This window comes from Thermoleptolyngbya sp. C42_A2020_037, from assembly GCF_015272455.1.
Taxonomy (GTDB): Bacteria; Cyanobacteriota; Cyanobacteriia; order Elainellales; family Elainellaceae; genus Thermoleptolyngbya.
In genome coordinates, this window is sequence record NZ_JACYLP010000045.1 from 143,315 (window position 1) to 165,581 (window position 22,267).

At 56.5% G+C, this 22,267-nt stretch carries 21 protein-coding genes; 10 read left to right on the forward strand and 11 right to left on the reverse strand.

Annotated features, from left to right (window positions below):
* Nucleotides 1–117: 117 nt before the first annotated feature.
* Nucleotides 118–816 carry a pirin family protein gene (locus IGS16_RS14610; RefSeq protein ID WP_297086626.1) on the forward strand — a complete coding sequence of 233 codons (699 nt, stop codon included), beginning with the start codon at nt 118–120 and terminating at the stop codon, nt 814–816.
* Nucleotides 817–1,162: 346 nt separating this feature from the next.
* Nucleotides 1,163–1,744, forward strand: a complete 582-nt coding sequence (locus IGS16_RS14615) for a Uma2 family endonuclease (protein ID WP_297086628.1) — start codon at nt 1,163–1,165, stop codon at nt 1,742–1,744.
* Nucleotides 1,745–1,769: 25 nt separating this feature from the next.
* Here IGS16_RS14615 and recQ read toward each other — a convergent pair whose 3' ends face one another.
* Entirely contained in the window at nt 1,770–4,061 is a 2,292-nt protein-coding gene (recQ, locus tag IGS16_RS14620) for a DNA helicase RecQ (RefSeq protein WP_297086630.1), read from the reverse strand.
* A gap of 400 nt (nt 4,062–4,461) precedes the next feature.
* Here recQ and IGS16_RS14625 point away from each other — a divergent pair, with 400 nt between their 5' ends.
* The 4 genes from IGS16_RS14625 (at nt 4,462) to IGS16_RS14640 (ending at nt 8,482) form a co-directional block, all read left to right on the forward strand.
* The gene (locus IGS16_RS14625) at nt 4,462–5,394 is read left to right on the forward strand and encodes a prohibitin family protein (protein ID WP_297086897.1); all 933 of its coding nucleotides are present in this window, start codon (nt 4,462–4,464) and stop codon (nt 5,392–5,394) included.
* Between the two features lie 104 nt (nt 5,395–5,498).
* Complete coding sequence (gene crcB / locus IGS16_RS14630) at nt 5,499–5,915, forward strand: fluoride efflux transporter CrcB (protein WP_297086632.1); 417 nt, start codon at nt 5,499–5,501, stop codon at nt 5,913–5,915.
* Between the two features lie 34 nt (nt 5,916–5,949).
* Nucleotides 5,950–6,363: a fluoride efflux transporter CrcB gene (crcB, locus tag IGS16_RS14635; protein ID WP_297086634.1), complete on the forward strand. Its 414-nt coding sequence runs from the start codon at nt 5,950–5,952 to the stop codon at nt 6,361–6,363.
* A gap of 34 nt (nt 6,364–6,397) precedes the next feature.
* Complete coding sequence (locus tag IGS16_RS14640; protein WP_367185797.1) at nt 6,398–8,482, forward strand: cation:proton antiporter; 2,085 nt, start codon at nt 6,398–6,400, stop codon at nt 8,480–8,482.
* 65 nt (nt 8,483–8,547) lie between these two features.
* On the opposite strand, the gene IGS16_RS14645 is transcribed toward IGS16_RS14640, so the two are convergent.
* Entirely contained in the window at nt 8,548–9,216 is a 669-nt protein-coding gene (locus IGS16_RS14645) for a Uma2 family endonuclease (protein ID WP_297086638.1), read from the reverse strand.
* Between the two features lie 312 nt (nt 9,217–9,528).
* Between IGS16_RS14645 and IGS16_RS14650 the strand changes: the two genes are divergently transcribed.
* Complete coding sequence (locus IGS16_RS14650; RefSeq protein ID WP_297086639.1) at nt 9,529–11,508, forward strand: PAS domain S-box protein; 1,980 nt, start codon at nt 9,529–9,531, stop codon at nt 11,506–11,508.
* 64 nt (nt 11,509–11,572) lie between these two features.
* Here the strand turns inward: IGS16_RS14650 and IGS16_RS14655 are convergent, their stop codons facing one another.
* Nucleotides 11,573–11,806, reverse strand: coding sequence for a hypothetical protein (locus IGS16_RS14655; protein WP_297086641.1), 234 nt, complete (start codon nt 11,804–11,806; stop codon nt 11,573–11,575).
* Between the two features lie 114 nt (nt 11,807–11,920).
* Here IGS16_RS14655 and IGS16_RS14660 point away from each other — a divergent pair, with 114 nt between their 5' ends.
* Nucleotides 11,921–12,133: a helix-turn-helix transcriptional regulator gene (locus tag IGS16_RS14660; protein ID WP_297086899.1), complete on the forward strand. Its 213-nt coding sequence runs from the start codon at nt 11,921–11,923 to the stop codon at nt 12,131–12,133.
* 119 nt (nt 12,134–12,252) lie between these two features.
* Here the strand turns inward: IGS16_RS14660 and IGS16_RS14665 are convergent, their stop codons facing one another.
* Together IGS16_RS14665 and IGS16_RS14670 are read right to left on the reverse strand one after the other, a co-directional pair.
* Nucleotides 12,253–13,992 carry a ShlB/FhaC/HecB family hemolysin secretion/activation protein gene (locus tag IGS16_RS14665; protein WP_297086643.1) on the reverse strand — a complete coding sequence of 580 codons (1,740 nt, stop codon included), beginning with the start codon at nt 13,990–13,992 and terminating at the stop codon, nt 12,253–12,255.
* A gap of 148 nt (nt 13,993–14,140) precedes the next feature.
* Entirely contained in the window at nt 14,141–15,328 is a 1,188-nt protein-coding gene (locus IGS16_RS14670; RefSeq protein WP_297086645.1) for a DNA double-strand break repair nuclease NurA, read from the reverse strand.
* Between the two features lie 516 nt (nt 15,329–15,844).
* On the opposite strand from IGS16_RS14670, the gene IGS16_RS14675 reads away from it, so the two are divergent.
* Nucleotides 15,845–16,063, forward strand: a complete 219-nt coding sequence (locus IGS16_RS14675; protein ID WP_068514648.1) for a hypothetical protein — start codon at nt 15,845–15,847, stop codon at nt 16,061–16,063.
* 62 nt (nt 16,064–16,125) lie between these two features.
* Here the strand turns inward: IGS16_RS14675 and IGS16_RS14680 are convergent, their stop codons facing one another.
* The 5 genes from IGS16_RS14680 to IGS16_RS14700 all read right to left on the reverse strand — a co-directional run bounded on the left by IGS16_RS14680 (nt 16,126) and on the right by IGS16_RS14700 (nt 19,681).
* Nucleotides 16,126–16,926, reverse strand: a complete 801-nt coding sequence (locus tag IGS16_RS14680; RefSeq protein WP_297086647.1) for a dienelactone hydrolase family protein — start codon at nt 16,924–16,926, stop codon at nt 16,126–16,128.
* Between the two features lie 75 nt (nt 16,927–17,001).
* Complete coding sequence (locus IGS16_RS14685; RefSeq protein ID WP_297086649.1) at nt 17,002–17,643, reverse strand: hypothetical protein; 642 nt, start codon at nt 17,641–17,643, stop codon at nt 17,002–17,004.
* Between the two features lie 151 nt (nt 17,644–17,794).
* Nucleotides 17,795–18,805, reverse strand: coding sequence for a DMT family transporter (locus IGS16_RS14690; RefSeq protein ID WP_297086650.1), 1,011 nt, complete (start codon nt 18,803–18,805; stop codon nt 17,795–17,797).
* 88 nt (nt 18,806–18,893) lie between these two features.
* The gene (locus IGS16_RS14695) at nt 18,894–19,214 is read right to left on the reverse strand and encodes a DUF6464 family protein (RefSeq protein WP_068514656.1); all 321 of its coding nucleotides are present in this window, start codon (nt 19,212–19,214) and stop codon (nt 18,894–18,896) included.
* Nucleotides 19,215–19,456: 242 nt separating this feature from the next.
* Nucleotides 19,457–19,681, reverse strand: coding sequence for a Calvin cycle protein CP12 (locus tag IGS16_RS14700; RefSeq protein ID WP_068514662.1), 225 nt, complete (start codon nt 19,679–19,681; stop codon nt 19,457–19,459).
* A gap of 444 nt (nt 19,682–20,125) precedes the next feature.
* Between IGS16_RS14700 and IGS16_RS14705 the strand changes: the two genes are divergently transcribed.
* Complete coding sequence (locus IGS16_RS14705; RefSeq protein ID WP_297086901.1) at nt 20,126–21,352, forward strand: FIST C-terminal domain-containing protein; 1,227 nt, start codon at nt 20,126–20,128, stop codon at nt 21,350–21,352.
* A 128-nt stretch (nt 21,353–21,480) separates the two neighbouring features.
* Here the strand turns inward: IGS16_RS14705 and pyrF are convergent, their stop codons facing one another.
* On the reverse strand, nt 21,481–22,215 hold the full coding sequence (pyrF, locus tag IGS16_RS14710) for an orotidine-5'-phosphate decarboxylase (protein ID WP_297086652.1): 735 nt from the start codon (nt 22,213–22,215) through the stop codon (nt 21,481–21,483).
* Nucleotides 22,216–22,267: the final 52 nt, after the last annotated feature.

The following is a 22,267-nucleotide window of genomic DNA, read 5'->3' on the forward strand; positions in this document are numbered from 1 at the left end:
GCAGAGCCGCGCTACCAACCTATCGCGCCGATAACCCGCCATTTCGCCTTTCTTACTCGACTGCATATCCGTCTTTGTACTCAAGTTTTCACTAGTTTTCACTCAAGGAGACTCTCCATGATTATTGTCCGTCCGTCTGAAGAACGCGGCCACGCTAACCACGGCTGGCTGGATAGCTACCATACGTTTTCCTTTGCCAACTACTATGATCCTGACCACATGGGCTTTCGCGCCCTGCGCGTGATCAACGAAGACCGGGTTGCGCCGGGTCGCGGCTTTGGCACGCATCCGCACCGCGACATGGAAATTATTTCCTACGTGCTGTCGGGGTCGCTGGCGCACAAAGACAGCATGGGCAACGCCGCCACGATTGGCGCGGGCGAAGTGCAAAAAATTACGGCGGGTACGGGCATTGCCCACAGCGAGTTCAACCCGTCGCAAACGGAAGGCGTGCATTTTCTGCAAATCTGGATTTTGCCAGAGGAAGCAGGATTAACGCCCAATTACGAAGAGAAGGTGTTTCCTCCTGAGGCCAAGCAGGGGCAGTGGCGACGCATTGCCAGCCGCACGGGGGCCGATGGCGCGGTGCAAATTCATCAGGATGTGGAACTGTATGCCACGGTGCTGAAGGCTGGTGAAGGGCGATCGCTCGAATTGCGTCCTGGCCGATATGCCTGGGTGCAGGTGGCGCAGGGCAAGATCAGCCTCAACGGAGTGTCGCTGGAAGCGGGCGACGGCGCGGCCATCAGCGACGAAACGCTGCTGGAGGTGCAAGCTGTCAGCGATGCGGAAGTGCTGCTGTTTGACCTGGCGTAGGTTTAGGGGAGTGGGAGATCGCATCGACTCGATCTCCCGCCTGTCTCTTCCCTGCTGCTGCCGATCTGCGAAATTGCCCTTGACCCAGCAGATTGGCCAGGTGAACCGTGATTTCTGGGAAACGAGCGTCGGGCGATCGCCATTCATTAAGGCGATTGCCCTTTTCTGCAAGCACCCGCACCTGGGCGATCGCCCTTTGCCCCATTTGATCACGCTCTCACTGTTACACTTGGGGCAGCCAACACCCGATTTTCAGCGCATCTGGCGCACCGTCTCGTACCATTTGGCATTGTCTATCAGATGCTTCCGGTAACTAACCATTTCAAATCTTGGAGGTAAGCCTGTCATGATGGCTCAAACTGAGACAAAACGCTATACCGCTGAAGAATATTTGGAACTTGAAGTTGCGTCGGAAACCCGCAACGAATATCGCGATGGAGAAATTGTTCCTATGACGGGCGGCACCCCAAACCACAATGACATCGCAGGAAACTTATATATTCTGCTTAAATCTGCCCTCAAAGGAAAAGACCATCGGATCTTCTATGCTGATCAGCGGCTCTGGATTCCCGGCGCAAGTTTCTATACATATCCTGATGTGATGGTTTTGCCAAAGCCGCTAGAGTTGCAAGCTGGGCAAAAAGACACGGTGATGAATCCCTGTCTTATTGCTGAGGTGTTGTCCAAATCAACCCGCAGCTATGATCGGGGTGATAAATTTGCAGCTTATCGCACCATCTCTAGCTTTCAGGAATACCTGCTCATTGATCAGGATAAAATCCACGTTGAGCATCATGTAAAAGTTGCGGAAAATCAATGGCTTTTTTCTGAATATAACGATCCAGAATTTAACCTTTCACTTCGCACATTAGATTTGCAAGTTCAGATTGCAAACCTCTACGAAAATATTGAGTTTTCTGAAAGTTAAATAGAGGCTAAATGTTCGCTGGTTTCTAGCTATCTTGGCGATTGGTATGTCGCCATGTGGCACGGACGAGGCGAATCGAGTCGTAATCAATCGTTTCGCCCAGCGTATTTTGGAGGTGTTCGTGAATCGCCTTGAGCGACGCAGTGCCCACGGCTTCGATCGCCCGTTCAATTTTTGCTTGGCGATCGCTCGCCACTAGCTTACCTAAATCCACCGCCTGCCCCGCCTCCAGTAACTTATCCAGGTGGTTGTAAATCGTGTGGATGCCGCAGCCGCGTTTTTCGGCAATCTCTGCGGGTGATAAACCTTGCTGATGCAGCTCCAGCGTATAAAACACCGTGCGAGACACAGATTTAAGACGCAGTGCCGAACGAGATTCACTACGATCGCGCGGCGGTTTTGCATAGGTAAGTACAGGGTCAAACGAATCTTCCTCAGAATCACTGGGGATTGTGCCGATGCTGGGCGATCGCAGCGGGATGTCATGCTCTGTGCAAAAGTCACGGATTTCGGTGACGAACGTTTCACCGTATTGCTCTAGCTTGCGGCTGCCCACGCCAGAGATCCGCGAAAATTCACGCAGCGTGTGCGGCTGTTTCTCTGCCATTTGCCGTAGGCTGACATCCGAAAAGACCACGTAGGGCGGAACGTTTTGCGCGTCGGCGAGGCGCTTTCGCAACTGGCGCAGGCGCTCAAACAGGCTGTCGGCTTTGGGCCCGGTTTGTTTCAAGAAGCGATCGCCCACGGGGGCAGGTTCGTCGAGCGATCGCGCTGGCAGGGCAATCATTACCGTCCGCTGACCGCGCATCACTTCCCAACTCTGGGCATTCAGCTTGGGGATGGAATAGCCGTCGCTGCTTTCATCCATCAAGCCCTGGTGTAAGAGCGATCGCCCCAGGTGTTTCCAGGCTTCGGCGCTGCGGTCTTTGCCAATGCCATAGGTGGAAAGCTTGTCATGCCCATATTGCAGCACTTTTTGGCTGCGAGCGCCCCGCAGCACGTCGATCAGGTGGTTCATGCCAAAGCGTTCTTTGCACCGCGCTACGCAGGAGAGAAACTTTTGTGCGTCGATTGTCCAATCTTCCACTGGCTGCGGATGCAGGCAGTTATCGCAGTTGCCGCACTGCCCCGCAAAGCTTTCGCCAAAGTACGCTAGCTGGATCTTGCGGCGGCAATCTGTCCCTTCGGCATAGTCCACCACGCGGCGCAACTGCTGGCGGGCGATGCGCTGCTCGTCTTCGAGGGGCGCTCCGGTAATCGGATCGACCTTCTGAGAAATCATAAAATCGACTGTGTTCAAATCGCCATAGCCAAAGAACAGCGTGCATTTCGCCGGATCGCCATCGCGCCCCGCCCGGCCAGCTTCCTGATAATAATTTTCCAGGCTGCGCGGCAGGTCGTAGTGAATCACAAACCGCACGTCGGGCTTGTTGATGCCCATGCCAAAGGCGACCGTCGCCACCATCACGCGCACATCATCGCGGATAAAGCGGGTTTGATTCGCAGCGCGAGTTTCGCTCTCCAGCATCGCATGATAGGGCAGCGCCTCGATGCCGTCTTGCTGGAGCCGGAAGGCAAGTTCGTCTACCTTTTTGCGGCTGAGGCAATAGACGATTCCAGCGCCGGGGGTTTGGCGAATCAGTTGCAGTAGGTCGCGATACACATCGCGCCGCTTGGGGCGCACTTCGTAATACAGGTTGGTGCGGTTGAAGCTGGCGACGTGGATGCGTGGGTTCCGCAGGGTGAGTTGAGCAACGATGTCTTCCTGGACGCGGCGGGTGGCGGTGGCCGTCAGCGCTGTCATTGGCACGGCGGGATAGCGCTGGCGCAGGGTTTTGAGCTGGCGATATTCCGGGCGAAAGTCGTGCCCCCATTCTGACAAACAGTGGGCTTCGTCGATGGCAAAGGCGGCAATGCCCACTTCGGCTTCGATGCGTTCCAAAAACGGCAAGAAGCGATCGCCCATTAATCGCTCTGGCGCGACATACAGCAGCTTGATTTTGCCCGCCAGCACCGCCTGTTCCGTCGATCGCAGTTCCGCCAGCCCCAGGCTGCTATTCAAAAACGCCGCGCCAATGCCGTTGTCTTGCAACGCCTGCACCTGATCCTGCATCAGCGCAATCAGCGGCGACACCACAATCGTCACGCCGTTCATCAGCAGCGCCGGAAGCTGGTAGCAAATCGACTTGCCGCCGCCCGTTGGCATGATTACAAGCTGGTCGCGTCGGGCGATCGCCGCTTCGACGATCTCCCGCTGTCCGGGGCGAAAGGCATCATAGCCGAAGTAGAATTTGAGGGCTTCTTCGGGAGTGGGCATGAGAATGGATAAAGAGGGAGTGAGGGATGCTGGGGTGAGGAATCGTCCCCAATTTTTGCAGCACTGATTCAAGCTTACCCAAGCTGGCGGGTTGTCTTTGATGGTCTACCTAGTGCAAGGTCGTTCGTAGTGGCGACTCGTTCGTAGTGGCGACTTCAGTCGCCCGATTCAAGGGTTCGTAGTGGTGACTCGTTCGTAGTGGCGACTTCAGTCGCCCGATTCAAGGCTTTTCGGAGGCAGACTAAAGTCTGCACTACAAACTAGGGGCAAAACTTCTGCCTCAGAGTATCTTGAGGAGCTACCTGCCCTTGATTTCAGCCTAATTTCACACTGCCATCTGGAATCTGCCTGGCGCATAGTGGAAACAAGGTATAGGAAAGTTTTGGAGCATTGACGGATGATGAAATCTGCACCGACCAATACAGCCTGGGGCTTGCTGGCGGCGGGGGCGATCGCCCTCTTTTTGGCATTCAATTCCTTCGTGGTGATTAATCCCGGTCAGGCCGGCGTGCTGAGCATTCTCGGCAAGGCCCAGGACGGCACGCTGCTGGAGGGCATCCACCTGAAGCCGCCGTTCGTCTCTAAAGTGGATATTTACGATGTCACGGTGCAAAAGTTTGAAGTGCCTGCCCAGAGTTCCACCAAGGATTTGCAGTATCTTTCCGCCAGTTTTGCGATTAACTTCCGGCTTGACCCCATGCGAATTGTGGAAATTCGCCGCAAACAGGGCACATTAGCCAACATTGTCACAAAAGTCATTGCACCTCAGACTCAAGAAGCCTTCAAAATTGCCGCCGCCCGCCGCACGGCCGAAGAATCCATTACCCAGCGAGAGGAGTTGAGGCAGGATTTTGACATTGCCCTCAGCCAGCGGCTAGAGAAATACGGTATTTTGCTGCTGGATACCAGCGTGGTGGATGTCAAATTTTCAGACGAATTTGCCCATGCGGTAGAAGACAAGCAAATTGCCGAACAGCAGGCCCAGCGAGCGGTTTACATTGCCCAACAGGCGCAGCAAGAGGCCCAGGCAGAAATCAACCGCGCCAAGGGCAAGGCAGAAGCACAGCGGCTTTTGGCAGAAACGCTGAAAAGCGCAGGCGGGCAACTGGTGCTGCAAAAGGAGGCGATCGAGGCGTGGCGAGAGGGGGGTGCCCAGATGCCTCGCGTGCTGGTAATGGGTAAGGATGCCGGGAGTGTGCCGTTTTTGTTTAATCTAGGAGATCCAGACGAGGAGCCAGTCGCACAAACAGTGGATTCAAACGGCGATCGCCCCCTCCCCAACAGCAAATCGGGCAGTAAAGTCAGCAGCAAAGTCAGCAGCAAGGATCTATAGAAATCTGTAAAAGATCTATGATGCTTCCTGGTTGCTTCTCATCAAGCAGCCTCGATCCAGCAACCTGTGCTGGGGCGATCGCCCCTCTCTCCTTCTGCAAACCCATGCTGCAAAATCTCGCGTTCCGAACCCCAATGGCGATCGCCCTGGGTGCTATCCTCGGTGCCCTCAGCCGCTACTTTCTCAGCAGTTGGATTTCCCACTGGGGCGGGTCTGACTTGCCCTTGGGTACGCTGCTGGTCAACCTGACGGGCTGTTTTGGCATGGGGCTATTGGCGACGCTGTTTAGCCAGCGGGTGCTGGGTCATGCGCCCGAACTTCAGCTCATGCTGACGACCGGGTTTCTCGGCTCCTACACCACCTTTTCCAGCTATGAGCTAGACCTGGCGCGGCTGGCCTATCGGCGAGAACTGTTGGCCGACGGGCTATATTGGGGCGCGAGTACCCTGCTGGGGTTCGGGAGCCTGCTGCTGGGGGTGTGGGTCGCCAGGGCGATCGCTCCGCCTGTCAGCCTAGATTGACCCAAAGATTGATCCAAACTACCCCTCCCTCATCATGTCTGCTGGATCAGATTCGCTACCGCTAACTGTGCTGCTCATTTCCCTGGGCGCGGTGCTGGGCGCATGGAGCCGCTACTATGTCACCCGATTTTGCACCCAGCGGTTTGGGCTGGACTTTCCCGTGGGGACGCTGCTGGTGAACCTGTCTGGGTCACTGCTGATGGGCGTGGCGGCGGGGCTGTTTCGCATTCGCTTTGCGCTGCCCAATCTGGATCACCTGTTGATGGTTGGTTTTTTCGGCTCCTACACGACCTTTTCCACCTATGCGTTGGATGTGTATTCCCTGTTTCGGCGGCGGGCGATCGCCCCGGCGCTACTCTTTTGGCTAGGCAGTCCACTGGCGGGGTTTCTGTGCGTAGAACTGGGCATCGTGCTGGCGCTCTGGCTGACAGGGGGAATTTCCTCCTGAGAGGAGGGTGAAGAATTCCAACAGGCAGATTAGGATGAGGCTGACACGTTTGCACATCCAAGGGTTGCCTGTGGTTCTTCAACCTGCCCTCGTGGCGTTCATTTTCCGGCCGATTACCGACCCGGTGGCAGTGTTTTTGGTGATTATCGCCATCATGCTGATATCGCCGCTGGTGTTTGAGCGGATTCGGCTACCGGGAATCGTGGGGCTGATTTTGGCAGGGCTGATTGTGGGGCCCTACGGGCTGAACATTTTGGAGCGCGACAGCACAATCGTTCTGCTGGGAACCGTAGGGCTGCTGTTTCTGATGTTTATGGCGGGGCTGGAAACCAGCCTGGATGACCTGAAGACCAATGCGAAAGGGGCCGTTTCCTTTGGCATGGCCACGTTTCTGATTCCCATGATCATGGGCACGGTGGCGATGTTGCTGTTGGGCTACTCGTTTTTGGCGGCAATCCTGGTTGCATCCTGTTTTGCCTCGCACACGCTGCTGTCTCTGCCCATTGCTAGCAAGCTGGGCATCATGCGGACGCAGACCGTCACGATTACGCTGGGTGGCACGCTGATTACCAACGTACTGGCGCTGCTGGTGCTGGCGGTGGTGGTAAAGGCGCACCAGGGCGACCTAACGCTCAGCTTTTGGCTATTTCTAATCCCGTCGCTGGCGCTGTATACCTTTGCGACGCTGTGGGGCGTGCCGCGCATCGGGCGCTGGTTTTTTCAGCGGTTTGGACACGACGAAGGGGCCGAATTTACCTTTGTGGTGGCGGCGCTGTTTTTGGTGTCCTACGTGGCTCGGCTAATCGAGATTGAGCCGATTATCGGCGCGTTTTTGGCGGGCGTGGCGATCGCCCCCCTGATCCCCCAGTTCAGCCCACTAATGAACCGGATTCAGTTCATCGGCAACAGCCTATTTGTGCCGTTTTTTCTGATTTCAGTGGGGATGCTGGTGAATCCGCTGATTCTGCTTCAGGAACCCAAGTCGATTGCGGTGGCGGCGGTGATGGTGGGCGTGGCGATTGTGGCGAAGTATCTGCCTGCCTGGATGACAGCCAAGTGGTTTCGCCTCAGCCCCCCCAGCATGATGGTCATGTTTGGGCTGTCGGTGGCGCAGGCGGCTTCCACCCTGGCGGCAATCACCGTTGCCTACAATATCGAACTCGTGGATCAGCCGACCGTGAATGGCACGATCATGATGATTTTGGTGACTTGCATCGCGTCGCCGTGGATTACCTCGCGCTGGGGCGATCGCATCCCCGTTGCCTCCGACATGGCTGCCGAACCCGCCTCAACGCTGGTGGCCGATTCTCAGAAAGAACTGAAAACTGTGCCGCTGCGGGTGCTGGTGCCCGTGGCGAATCCCGATACGGAAGCAAACCTGCTGCAACTGGCGCTGATTTTGGTCTGCTCGACGGAGGGGACGCTGCTGCCGCTGCACGTCCTGCCCGATTCGCAAGACTGGGTGACAGCGGCAGATCGCAGCCAGCAAGCCATGCTGTTGGGCGCAGCAGAAACCTTGGCCAACGCTGCCGCTGCAAAGGTGGAACCCATCGGACGCATCGATGACGCGATCGACCGGGGCATCTTGCGAACGGCGCAGGAGCGGGATGCGAACCTGATCGTCTGCGGCTGGAAGGGGTTTTCTACTTACCGGGATCACCTGTTTGGCAGCGTGATCGACAACGTGGTGCGGCGGGCAGGCATTCCCGTTTTGGTGACGCGACTGATGCAGCCGATGAACACGGTGAAGCGGGTGCTGCTGGTGGTGACGGCGGAAGACTTTGCCTCGCCGCAGTTTGCCGATGCGCTGGCGCTGGTGAAGGGGCTGGCGACGGGGCTAAAGGCGACCTTTGTGCTGGGGCTGGCCATGTCAGACGAGGCGATCGCCACCAATCACCTCGATTCCCTCAAAAGCGAACTGAAGGATTCGGTCTATCCGCTGCACGGCGACATCGTTCGCAGCTTGTCCTATATTCTTGACCCAAACGATCTGCTGGTGGTGCTGCACGAAACGCGGCCCTATGCCTTTGGCCAGCCGACACTGGGCGTGACTCCAGAGGCGATCGCCCGCCAATATCGCGCTGTGTCGATGGCGATCGTCAATCTTCCTAGCAGCTAAGCCCCCCTGCAAACTCGGCCCGCAAACCATCCGCCAATTGCGTCAGTTCTAGTCAGATCTGAGTGTCAACGAAGCGCACTCAAAAACGCCTGGTGTTCTGGGCTGCCAATGCCAGCTTGAAGAACCTGAAGCACCAGGCTGAGATCGCCAGATATTAGAGCTTCACTTGCTAACCACAGGCCCGGAAACTCCCGGCTGCACAGAATACCCGACGCATTGGCGGCGAGCAATCGATATTCTCCAGCCTCCAGGCAGAACCAATCAATCTGCTGGCTGTAGGTGCGCCAGACAATGTACTCTTGAATCCCATTGCGGCGATAGACTCGAAGCTTGTCGTGCAGGTCGTAGGATGCGCTACTGGCGGCAACTTCAACAACTAATTCGGGGGAACCTTCGATATAGTCCTCTTCATGAATCCAGGAGCCTCCCCCTTCCTTGAGCCGCAATATTGCATCAGGCTGGGGTTCATTGTCTGCATCTAGGCGCACCGTGGGATTATCGTAAAGCTCAATGCCCGGAGTAGCGGCTTTATACGTCCACAGCCAGCCCATGATGTCGCCGTGCGGCTTGCCATGAGCTTCGGCACGCAGTGGGGATGCCACGTAAACCACTCCTTCGATCAGTTCAGCTTTTTTGAGGTTTGGCATGGCCCGATAGCGCCGCTCGAACTCATCACGGGTCAGGCGATCGCCGCTCTCTAAAGGAGGAATTTTGATGAGTCGTTCCGCCGTCATACTGGAGAGATCAGGCTGTCTCTGGGATTTACGGTCATCGTTAATTCACGGTCATTCTAGCAAGGTAACTTGGGTTAGCCGCCGTTCTTGGGGCGACGGCTGGGTGAACTGCTGCCCCAGTCACAGCAAGCGAGAATCTCTAACTGCGCTGGGACAAAGCCGCTTTAGTAAAGGACGCTTATAGAGAACGTACAGAGAAATTTAGATTGTATAAATTGCAACCCTATAACTGTCCTCGGTGTTCAGAATTCCCTCGAATAGGGAAATTTTAGATCAGTCATGAAAGCCAATTTCAATCTCTGATTAGCATCGATGGTGAATCTACCCGTGAATATGCCTGAGCAAACCGATCAAGCCTTGGAATGGGAAACCTTGCAGCGGCAGAATCAGGCGCTAGAGCAGAAGCTGCAACACCTGACGCAGGCCAATCGTGCCCTTATCCAGGAAGTTGAGCAGCTCAGGCAGGCAGAAGCTCACCATCGGCAGGTCGAAGCGTCTCTCCAGCAATACGCGAATGAAATTGCCGATTTGTACAATCACGCGCCCTGCGGCTATCACTCGATCGATCCAGACGGCATGATTATCCAGATCAACGACACAGAACTGGCGTGGCTGGGCTATACCCGCGAGCAAGTGGTGGGTAAGATGCATGTCACAGAGTTGCTGACTCCAGAAGGGATTGCCCAGTTTCAGGCGGGATTTGAAGAGTTTAAGCGGCGAGGCGAAGCGAAAGATGTGGAATTTGACCTGGTGTGTGCCGATGGCTCTATCTTACCTGTGCTGCTGAATAGCACTGCGGTCTACGACGCAGACGGCAACTACGTGATGAGCCGCTCTACGATTGTGGATATCCGCGATCGCAAACAGTCTGAGGCGCAGTTGCGGAAGGCAAAAGCCGCGCTGGAATCAGTCGTCAAGGAACGCACGCTGGAACTCCAGGCGACGGTGCTGCAACTCCAGCGAGAGCAGGAATTTACCCAGGTAGTCGTGGAAAACGTGTCGGATGGCGTGGTGGCCTGCGATGCCGAGGGGCGGCTAAAGTTGTTTAACCGGGCGGCCCGCGAGTGGCATGGCTGCGACCCGCGAGAGGTGCCGCCAGAATTGTGGGCGACGCTATATGACCTCTACGAAGCAGATGGCGTAACGCCGCTGGCGACCGAACGGATTCCGCTGCTGCGGGCATTTCAGGGCGAGTCGGTGCGGCAGGCGGGCATGGCGATCGCCGCTCAGGGCCAGGAAACGCGCTACATTCTGGCCAGCGGTGACCCGCTATTTGACGCAAGCGGGCACAAGATTGGCGCAGTGGTGGCGATGCACGATATCACCGAGCGGCGAAAATCGGAAGCGGCGCTGCGCCAGTCGGAAGCTCAACTGCGACAGCGAACCCAGGAGCTAGAAGAAGCACTGCGAGAGCTACAGCGCACCCAATCGCAACTGGTGCAGAGCGAGAAAATGTCATCCTTGGGGCAATTGGTGGCCGGTGTGGCGCATGAAATTAACAATCCCGTGAATTTTATCTACGGGAACCTGGCCCACGCCAACGCCTACACACAGGATTTGCTGAACTTGGTTCGGCTGTATCAGCAGCACTATCCCAACCCAGTGCCTGCGGTTCAGCAAGAGATTCAGCACGTCGATTTAGATTTCCTACTCGCAGATTTGCCCAAGCTGCTGTCGTCGATGCGGGTGGGGGCCGAGCGGATTCAGAAGATTGTGGCTTCGCTGCGGACGTTTTCTCGCATGGACGAGGCGGAGTGCAAGGCAGTGGACATTCACGAGGGCATCGACAGCACGCTGATGATTTTGCAAAATCGCCTGAAAGCCAAGGGCGATCGCCCAGAAATTCAGGTCAATAAGCACTATGGCATCTTACCTTTGGTGGAATGCTACGCCGGCCAACTGAATCAGGTGTTTATGAACATTCTGGCAAATGCCATCGATGCGCTAGAGGAATCCTACGCGCTCGGCCGCTGGAACCCAAACATGCTGCCCAACTTGGGCGATCGCCCCGCAGACTCTTCTGGCGGGCCGATGATCACGATCCAGACCGAACAGGTTGACCCCAGTTCGATTGCAATTCGCATTGCCGACAACGGCATCGGCATGTCTGCTGCCGTCCAACAGCGGCTATTTGACCCATTCTTTACGACCAAACCCGTCGGCAAAGGAACGGGCATGGGCCTCTCGATCAGCTACCAAATCATCACAGAGCGGCATCAGGGTACGCTGCGCTGCTGCTCAGAAGTGGGCCAGGGCACTGAGTTTATGATTCAGATTCCGGTGCGTCAGTAAGGGCGATCGCCACCTGGACTCGCCCCTCGCCTTTGCTGAGAGAGACAGAGGGGCGAGGGCTACGTCAGTCTGCGCTCCGCCAATAGCGCACCAAAATGCGAATGACTTCACCCTGCACAGGCGAGGGCAGCGGCGGCGACCACTCGCCCGCTTCGGCAAAGCGGCGGACATGAAGTTGATGAACGATGTGATTCACTCCTGGCAACACGCCGCAGAGCAAGATGCGGACGGGCTGCTGATCGGGCGCAATCGGAACGGGCACCCGCAGTAAATCGGGTACGGACTTTGGGGTTATCATGGTGTCACCTGTAATAAGGTACAGCGATCGCACTTCTAGCCTCGAAAACTTGAGTGCGATCGCTTTTTGATGTTCAGACTATTCAAAACTACGATCGTAGTTTCTGTCAAGCGGATGGGGCGGATCAGGCTAAAAATCCGAGAGTTAGCGTCTGAGAAGCAGTGGACGCTGAAAGAAGTTTCGCATAGAACCGGAATTCCCTATAGCACGGTCACAAATTATGCCTCCGCTCCTAGCCTTTCAACGATCGACTACACCGCGCTTCTGAAACTTGCCCGCGCTTTTGAAATTCCGATTGAAGATTTGGTGGAAGTCTTGGAAGAGTAGGGCACGGAAACCAACCCATCTCCCATACCTATTCTCATAATTTCTCATCGGAAACATTAAGGGTGTGATTCTCTGCGAGACACTTCGTGAACGCGCAGCAGACTCATTAAAACCACCCATTAGAACCGATAGTCTACGGAAAAATAGAACCCTCGATCCTGGGCGTTTTTGCCTGCGCCGTCAAACTCGGTGATGGGAATGGCAAAGTCTAGCCGCAGGTTGAGCCGGGGCAGCGCTTCCCACAGCAGCCCCACGCCCGCCCCGATGAGAAACGGGCTATCGTCGTCTTCGCCGTTCAGCCAGACGGCTCCCGCATCCACAAACGGCGCAACCTGAAACACCGATTCCCCCGCTTCGTTGCGCCCCAGCGTGATGCGATCTTCCACCGAGACGCGAAAGCCGCTGTCGCCCAGCAGCGCATTTTGCCGATAGCCCCGCAGGGATTGTCCGCCGCCGATCGCCAACTGTTGCGAGGCCGGGAGGCGATCGCCCGAAAGCTGCACATCCGCCTGCACGATCAGCACGTTCCCCGGCTGCAAAATCTGCACCCGCTGCGCCCGTCCCAGCCAATAGACAAACAAACTGTCGCGATCGCCCCCCACATCCGCATCCAGCAGCCCCACGCCCACATTCAGCGTCGATTGCAGCGCCCAGGCCCCTGACGCATCTCGCCGCACAAAATCCTGCCCAAAGGCAATCAGGCTGGTAGATTCGCTCTTCAGCAAAAAATCCTCAAAAAAGCGATTGTCACTAAAAAACGAGCTGCCGTCGCGGTGCAGCAGACTCAGCGACAGGGCAAATTCTTCGCGGGGCGTTTTGAACAAGGGCTGGCGAAAGCTGAGTTCGTATTCATCGGCACTGCCGCTGAGGTCGAGGTCTACAAATTCCGGGTCAGTGATGCGATATTCGCTGGGGGCGTAGCGCAGTTGCACCGTGCCATCCATCGGGTTGAGCGACAGGCGATAGGCAAAGTCGAAGCTGCTCGACCCGCCCGTAGTGCTGCGATAGTACGTCCCCGAAAGCTCGTCGCCCCAGCCCGTCAGGTTGCGAGCCACCAGCTCCGCGCCCAGCCGCTCGGAGCCGACACCGGGAGGCGAATAGTTATCCACACTGACAAAGCCGCTGACGGGACGCGCCTCCGTCACGCGCACCACCAGGATACTCTGCCCCAGCCCGCTGCCCGCCCGCAGGCTGGCTTCTACGGTTTCAAACAGCGGATTCAGCCGCAGCAGCCGCAGTTGGTCTTCTAGTCGCGCCTGATTCAGCGGCGTGGTTGCGCCCAGCAAGATGCGGCTCCGCACATAGTCGGGATGGAGACGATTGGTTCCTTCCACCTCGATGCGCTCCAGGCTGCCCTCTACAATGCGGTATTGCACCACACCATCGGCCACGAGTTGGTCGCCCAGAATGGCCCGCGAGGTTAGGTAGCCTTGGTCAAGATAGAGCTGGGTGAGCTGGTCGGCAATGTCGCGCAGTTCCCGCAGCGTGAGCGATCGCCCTTCGTAGGGCTGCACAATCGGCGCAAAGTCTGGTTCGGTAAACACCGTGCTGCCCCGCACCTCAATCCGCCGGATGGGAATCTGCACGGTTTCATCCGTCGGCAGCGGCTGGGGAAATCCATCGGGAGGCGACAGAATGGGCGACTGCTCTTCGGGCGACAGGGGAACGGCGGGTAGGGTCGGCGCGGGCAGGCGATCCCTGTAGGGATCGCTTTGCGAATCGCGCTCTGGCTGGGTCGGCGCAAGCTGAGGCGAAACCGCCTGGGCCAGGGCGATCGCCCCGCCTGGCATCTCGCCCCACCGGAACCCCAGCAGCACCCAAACGCCAGCAGCGGCAATGGTCTGCCCAATCTTTTGCATGAATGGCTCTCCTCACGGTAGCTCTCCACCAGGGTGTACGCTGGAGAGTCCCGACCTCATAGATAGCGTCATTGCGGGCCGTTTGGGGATAATCTCTAGAAAATTTTATTGATCCTGAATTCCTCGAATCGGCTACGGGCTGGTGGAGCTAGCGCCGCCGGGCCTTGCTCACCATCTTGCGAGAAAAGCGCAGGTCTAGCCCCTGCTGGTCAGCCCATTCTTGCAGCAGGCGAAAGAACAACTGGCGATCGCCCACTTGCAGCACCGCAGTCTGATCCGCCGTTTCGATGGCGTAGGGGTAGCCGCCCCCTGCGATCACCTCCGCCCGCACCCAGTCGATCACGGTGTCCGCCAGACCCGCCTCCACCACCCACAGCGGGAGTTCCAGCCGAGCCGGATAGGTGTCGCGGGTGGTTTTCAAATACGTAAAGGCAATCCGGCGGCGATGGTGGCCATAGCGGCTTAAAATGCCCGGCCGCTCGCAGAGAAACAGCGGCGTGCGATCGCCCCAGCGCATCAGCGCGTTCAAAATCTGCGCGTCGTGAATCGCGTCGGCTGGCTCCAGGTCATACAACAGTCGCAGCATCCGCACCAGGTCATCGGCATAGGACGTGTCGATGTAGGCTACCAAGGGCACTCGCTGGGCTTCGCTGGCGTGCAGCAGCGGCAGCAGGCAGTCTACGTAAAACTGCTGGTTTGCCTCGTCAAACGGCTCCGCAAAGCTGGCCACCATCGACCCATCTAGAAACACCAGCGTTTTCTCGGAGAGGCTCTGTGATTGCGCTTTGCGGCTCTGGATGTACTCCGTCAGCCGCTGCGTCTCAAGCTGAAATCGCCGCATATTCACCCGCCGATCCACCGGGTTGCCCTGGCCACCCTCGCGCAAATCCTGTGGGGTCATCAGGTCTACCGCCACGTCCTTTTCGTAGGCTCCACTGGGACTGTGGCGATTTTCATACCAGCCAATTTGCACCAGCGCCACAGGAATCGACAGGTCTTTGCCGGGGTAAATCTGCGACCCATCGACAGCAAAGGTGGTGACATTCAGCAGGCGATCGCGGGCCCAGGCCAAACTCTGCTCTCGGTTATCCCACTGAAACGGCCAGGGCACGACACACTGCGGCGCGTCGGACAGGCTTTCGATCGGCCGTGCGCCCAGGTCATTGCCCGGATATTGGGCCAGCAAGTGCGATCGCCCTTCGTCAGAAAGCTGGCAAAACTGGCACAGTGCCGCCCGATAGCGCTGAAACTGCTGCACCGCCGACTGGTCAAACGCGGTGAACTGCTCTCGTCGAGCATCCAGCAGTTGCAAAATCTGGGAAGGCTTGAGCGTCATAGCGAACCTGCGGGGATTGAACTGAGTAATACCTAGATACTAGTCTCAAATCGCGACTTCAGGTCGCTACTTTAGCAGTCCCTCACACCATTCAGGCTCGGCAAGGTTCAATGATTTCTAGTGGATTCAGTCTATGGAAGTTGATAGAAAATAATCCAAAACCCCAGAAATTCGTCGTAATTGCGTAGCTACTGATTAAAATCTTTCACTCCAAATACTGATACCTGCGTATTCCACGGAGAAAAGCTTGTCTGCAAAGAAAAAATCGTTGAAACTACGGAGTCCTAAAGATTAAAAAAATATAAAAAATAGGATCATTCAGGAATGTCTCTGCTCAGGTTCTCGGAACGCCTGCCGCAAAACCACGGACATGCAAAATCCAAAGAACCTTTTTTGTTCTAAGACCCCGCAACAGTTGCCAAATCTCACTGACATGGAACGCTGAGTCGTTCGCATATCCCCTCAGCCGTAGGTTCATCCAAACTTAGTCCAAGCCTAGATGGAGTCAAGACTCACATGATTGGTAGTACCGTGAATATTGCAGACGTGTTTCGCCTCGCGGAAGACCGGGGCTGCACCCTCCGCATCAGCATGATGGACAATCGCCTTCTGTACTGGGTCGAAAGTCGATACTTTATTGGTCGTCCCTACAGCCAGATGAACGATTTGGTGGAGTTTATTGAAACGCTGCCGCTGGTCATGCCCGGAGAAGCAGCTGCCAACTTCAGCCTTTAGCAGCAGAAGCGCTGGCGTTTCCGATGACTCGATCCAGAGTAGCGGTTCGGAATCGCAGCCTACTACTCGCTGTCGGTGTCGCTGTCAGTCTCGCTGTCGGTCTCGCTGTCGGTCTGAAGCTGTTGAAAAAGCTGCTGGACTTTTTCCCAGGCATCAGCAGCCGCTTCGGGCCGATAGTCGAGCCGGCGATCGCAGAAGAAGCCGTGCCCCGCACCGTCGTAGCGAAAGATGCGATGCGCGATGTAGTTTTCCTGGAGGGTCGATTCGATTTGATCTACCTGCTCTTGGGGAATGCTGGCATCCTCTTTGCCAAAGAATAGATAGATCGTGCCGTTGATATCCGGCGTGTAGCTGACGGTGGGAATGCCGTTGCCAGGACACCAAGTGGTGATGCCCGCCCCGTAGAAAGATGCAGTAGCCAGAACTTCTGGCAGCGTCGCCGCCAGATACGCCACATGCCCGCCAAAGCAAAAGCCGATGCAGCCAACACCGCCGGGTTTGACCTGGGGCAGCGTGTGCAAAAAGGCGATCGCCGCCTGGATATCACTCAGCAGGTCTTCTCGCTTCGTCTGCTCTTTGTAAACCCGTCCCTGCTTCACGTCTTCTGGCGTATAGCCCGCCTCAAACCCCGGCGCAAGTCGCTGATAGATGGCGGGGGCGATCGCCACGTAGCCCAGTCCTGCGATGCGCTCTGTCACGTCGCGGATATGCTCGTTTACCCCAAAAATTTCCTGAATCACCACCACCGCCGGAAACGGCCCGTCACCCGCAGGCATCGCCAGATAAGCATCAATTTGCAAATCGCCGTTGGGCACCTGCACCCACTGCGTCGGGCTAGAGAAGAGTGGTGTCTGGAGGGGCATAGTGAGTCAACCTGATGATGAATCGGGGCTTAATTTCGGATTGGGACTTGAATCAATCTTCAGGACAGCTTTATCCTAATTCTCCAGCTTACTATAGACGATATATCCCCTCAAAACTTCCCATACAGAAGAAGACCAATAGGACAAAAAACTCCTCAGCAAGACAACCTCGATAAATAGCAAAACAACACCCAAAAACAAGAAAATTGAGAGTTCCATCCTCTTGGAAAACTTTCGGGTAAACGCCTTTGTTGCAGATAGGGCAAAAATGGGGAAGCAGATGAGAAGGCTCCTGGACATCGTACTCATAGCCATCATCTTTTCAGCGATTTCGGCGGTTTTAGGCAGCTTTTCATAGACAATGAGCGATGCATATCGATAGTAGTCAACATCGCCCAGGGGAGTAATTTCCAGGCTGCTGTCGATCAGCGCTCGAACCGTTTTTATATCTGGAAAGTCTCTAATAATCCCCTCTAGGACTCCCTCTCCAAACAGGTAGTACAGCGGATAGATGACCGCTCCTGAGAGCCGATGAACGATGATGCCCAATACATAGGACAGAATCAAAAAAAGGGTCAGCATTCCAAGTCCAATCTTGTCGTTATCTAGGCTTAGGGATTCTGGTGAGAATAGAAACAGCAAAGAAATGCCGATTAGAAATCCTGGAATGACATAGACCAGTGTGTCATACAGATTGGACGGTAAAATGCTGCTCACTTAGCTTTTCCGGGTTGATTCTTCAGGGTTGATTCTTGCAGTCTTCAAGCGAAAGTATAGCGATGGCTTTAGTCAATTTTCTAAATCGTAACTTATGTTTTTCTTTTGACGCTAATTATAGAGAGATTCCGCGATCTTACATTCCGCGATCTTACTTAGTAATTGACAGATAAATGCCTGTCAGCACGACCGCAAAGGCGATCGCATCCATCAGGCTAATGGTCTGCGAAAATGCCACCAGCGCCAGCCCTGCGGAGATTATCGGCACCGCCAGCAGCACCACCGACACCACACCCGCCGAAAACCGCTTGAGGCTGTAGGTAATCAGCCCGTGGCCGCCCATCTGCGTTACTAGCGCCAGCCCCACGACGGCCGCTGCGCTCGTTCCGCTGGGGGGCAGGGGCGATTCACCTTGCAGCAGGACGGTGGGCAGCAGCAGCAGACTGCCGATCGCGCATTCAATCATCGCCAGCAGGGACACTGCAAAGCGCGATCGCAACTGTTCCATAATCAAAATTTCGGTGGCAAACAGCAGCGCCACGCCTAGGGCCGCTGCATCCCCCCACAGGCTGTTGTCGCCGCCGCCAAAGTCGTCGATGCCAATGGCGATCGCCCCGACCACCGCCACCATCATGCCGATCAAAAATCGCCTGCTAAACTGCCGCCCCAGCACCAGCCACGCGCCCAGCGTGGTGAACAGCGGCATCATGTGGGTAAACAGCGAGGCTTTGGCAACGCTCGTCTGGGTAAACGACCAGGCCAGCAGCACCAGCGACAGCGCAAAGCAAACGCCCGCTGCCAGCAGCAGCAGCCAGTCCGAAACTTTTGGTGGATTGGTCTTACGAAGCTCCGGAATCAAATCGGGCTGGCGCAATGCCTGAATGCCGTTTAGCGCAGCAAAGACGATCGCCGCAATGGCTAAGCGATTGAGGGCGATCGCATTGGGACTCATCTCGCGCCCCGCCGCCACAAAAAAGATGGAGCCAATGGAAATGCCGAACAGCGCCAATCCCAGCGCTGCGGCCGCCTGCCAGTCTGTAGGATCGGCCCGTCCTACCGGAGAATCTGTCGCTGCCTGCCATTCTAGATCCGTCGAACCGGCTGCCGAACTTGCCGCCAAATCGGTCATTGGCGGCTCCAGATTTTGCTCTGCGTTACTCAAAGTTGCTCGACCGCCTGCTGCCTGCCTGAACCTTACGTTTGACCTCTGCACTATAGAGCAATTCGCCTTAGGAAATTGTGCGCGTTGCTCAGGAATCGAGCATCACCGATTCATCGGGAATCACCGGGTCGTATTGTCGGCAGCCTTCGCAGGGGCCCGATGGGTTGATGGCGCAGCGGAGGTATCGCGATCGCGCGTTGTAGCGACAGGTAAAATCTCCAATCAGCAGCCCAATGCCTTCGATGTAGCGCAGGTCTGGCGTGGGCTGGAGGGAGGGGAGTCCTCGATGGGCGATCGCCTCTAGCACATGGCGCAGTCGCTCCTGAGCTTGGGCATCGGCCTGGCGCATAATCCATAGCGATACTAGCGAAGGCGTGAGTCCAATCATTAAAATAAGCAGCGCAACCATCACAGCACAGCGTTTGAAAAAACCGAGTGGTAGAACCGAGTTTTCTTCATGCTAATGCCAGATGGGGCAAAAGGCAGAGGGCAGAAACAGCAATGGGCAGGGAGAATCGAGCGGGCGATCGCTCTCCTCTCACTGCCCATCACCTAAACTAACTGCTGGAAGTCGCTGCTGAGAACGAGCTAGCCCGCAGCCACTCTCGCCCGCAGTAACTTGTCACTTGCCCCAAAGGGCTGCCAATCGCTTTAGTTGTCGTAGACGCGGCACTCTGCGGCTTCTGGGTTGTCGTCGCAGTATTGCTCCAGCGAAGTCTTCTCTATTTCCTTGTCGCGCTGGTGGGCGGCTTCTGCCTGAAGTTCCTCCACAGCATCCCAGGCGGCAGCGCACTCGGCAGATCCGTCACCCTTGAGTTCACAGACTTCGCGAGCTTCTTGGCGCTCTTGTTGAATTTTGGCTTGGATATCGCTCATAGATTTCAGTGGCTCTAAAGTTGCAAATTTGATTCTAAGGTTCGAGCTTCAAGCTCTACTAGGGAGAATAGGAAACATCTAATCTGAGAGACATCTCATCTGAGATATATCTGAACAGCAGCGTTCAGAACAGGCATCTCGGTAGAAAGCTTCCAGACAGATCGTGCGAGGAACCTCTCGGTAGCAGGCCGGTATCCTTTTTCTTAGAGTACCCTGAGGACGGGAGCCGTCAAGAGAATGGCGGGAATGTCTTAAGGTCTTAAGGCAAGGGGTCTGTCTACCTAAAGCGGGAATCAATCAGGTTTTTGTTGTCGTCTCTATGCTAGCAAGCGATCGCCCTTTCCCGTGGGTCGAGATATCCCGAGTGTCCCATTCGGCACTACCATTTTTCTATGAGTAGCTGGTTGTCACTGATACGAGGGAGAACTGCCCGTGGCTGACACGATGCGATGGGTCAATGCATTATCCACGCGCCCGTCTTTAGAAGCGGCGGTGCGAGAGGTCGTAGAGCGATCGCAGGCGCAGCTCGAGTCCCCTGCCGACTTGGGGCTGGTTTTTATCTCCTCCACCTTTGCCAGCGAATATCCCCGCCTGCTGCCCCTGCTCAGCGAGGCGCTGGATTTGCCTGTGCTGGTGGGCTGCGGAGGTGGTGGCATTGTGGGGATGGAAAGCCCCAACCGCATTCAGGAAATCGAAGGCGAAACCGCCCTCAGCCTCACCCTCGCTCGTCTGCCAGGGGTAAAGCTCCACGCCTTTCACCTGTCTGCGGAGGATCTGCCTGATTTGGACAGCCCTCCCGATGCCTGGGCTGAGTTGGTCGGCGTTGACCCGGCGGAGCAGCCTAATTTCATCCTGATGGCGGAGCCTGTCTTTTCTAGCATCAACGACCTGCTGCAAGGGTTGGACTATGCCTATCCGGGCGCAATCAAAGTGGGTGGGCTGACGGACGGCAGCGGGATGGGCCACGGCAACCTGTTTTGCAACGGCAAGCTCTACCGAGACGGCGTGGTGGGCGTGGCGCTGAGTGGCAACCTGGTGATGGAAACCATTGTGGCGCAGGGCTGTCGCCCCATTGGTCAGCCGTTTCGCGTAGTGGAGGGCGATCGCAACATCATGATCAAGATCGCACCAGAAACCGCTCAACCGGGTTCCACCCCCGACCGCACGCCATTAGAGGCGCTGCAAGAGCTACTGCAAGACCTTAGCGAAGAAGACCGGGAGCTGGCCCAGCATTCGCTGTTTGTCGGCATTGCCCAGAGTGAGTTCAAGCAGCAGCTCGAGCAGGGCGATTTTCTGATTCGCAATTTGCTGGGGGTTGATCCCCGCGCTGGGGCAGTGGCCATTGGCGATCGCGTCCGGCCAGGCCAGCGCATCCAGTTTCACCTGCGCGATGCCGATGCCTCGGCGACAGACCTGGAAACCTTGCTGCGCCGCTATCAGGCCCAATCGGGACAAGCCTCTGCCGCCGGAGCGCTGATGTTTTCTTGCCTGGGGCGCGGCGAAGGGCTGTATGGCAAACCCAATTTCGACTCCGCCCTGTTCCGGCGCTACATCGCCCACGCGCCCGTCAGCGGCTTCTTCTGCAATGGCGAAATTGGCCCCGTTGGCAGCACGACGTTTTTGCATGGCTATACGTCGGTGTTTGGCATTTGCCGCGCTCGGCAGGCATGAGGGGGAGAGGGTTAGAAAGTGACAGGGATAGCATAGTACCGATTTTGGGTTTTGGATTTTAGATTTTGGATTGCTGGTCAATAGCGCTACTTAAGCGCCACTCAGGAGAACTGGGGCAAGCGGCTTTGTCAGCCTGCCGCTTCCTCACACATCCGCGCAAATGCCTCTGCTGGGTCGGGGGCAGCGGTGATTGGGCGACCGATCACTAGATAGTTTGCGCCCGCCCGGAGCGCTTCGGCAGGAGTCATGACGCGGCGCTGGTCGTTGGCGCTGGCCCAGGTAGGACGCACGCCGGGGCAGACCAGCAGGAAGCGATCGCCACAGACCTGGCGCAGGTGGGCAGCCTCCTGGGGCGAGCAGACCACGCCGGATAGCCCGCTGTCTTGCGCCAGCAGCGCCATCTGGAGGGCAAAGTCGGGCAGTTCTAGAGGAACTTTTAGCTCGAAGGCGAGGGTGCGGGGCAAAATGCTGGTCAGCACCGTTACGGCGATGACCTTGGGGGGCGGGCTGCCCGCAGCAGCGGCACCCTCCTGGGCGGCGGCGTTGGCGGCGACGAGGGCCTCTTTGCCTGCTGTGGCATGAACGGTAAGCAGGTCTACGCCATAGCGTCCGGCGGCGCGACAGGCTCCGGCCATGGTGTTGGGAATGTCGTGAAATTTGAGGTCGAGAAAAATTCGCTTCTGCCGCGCCTTCAGTTCTGCCAGAATGGTTGCGCCCGTGCTGACGAAGAGTTCTAACCCGACTTTCCAAAAGCGGACTGCGGGGATCTGGTCTACGAGGGCGATCGCCTCTTCTAGCGTTGGTGCATCCAGCGGCACAATAATCTGATCCCGGTTATCCCTAAAGTCTTGAGAGTCTGCCATAGTGCCTGCGTCGAATCAGTGGATGCATGTCGAATAGGTGAATGAAGTAAAG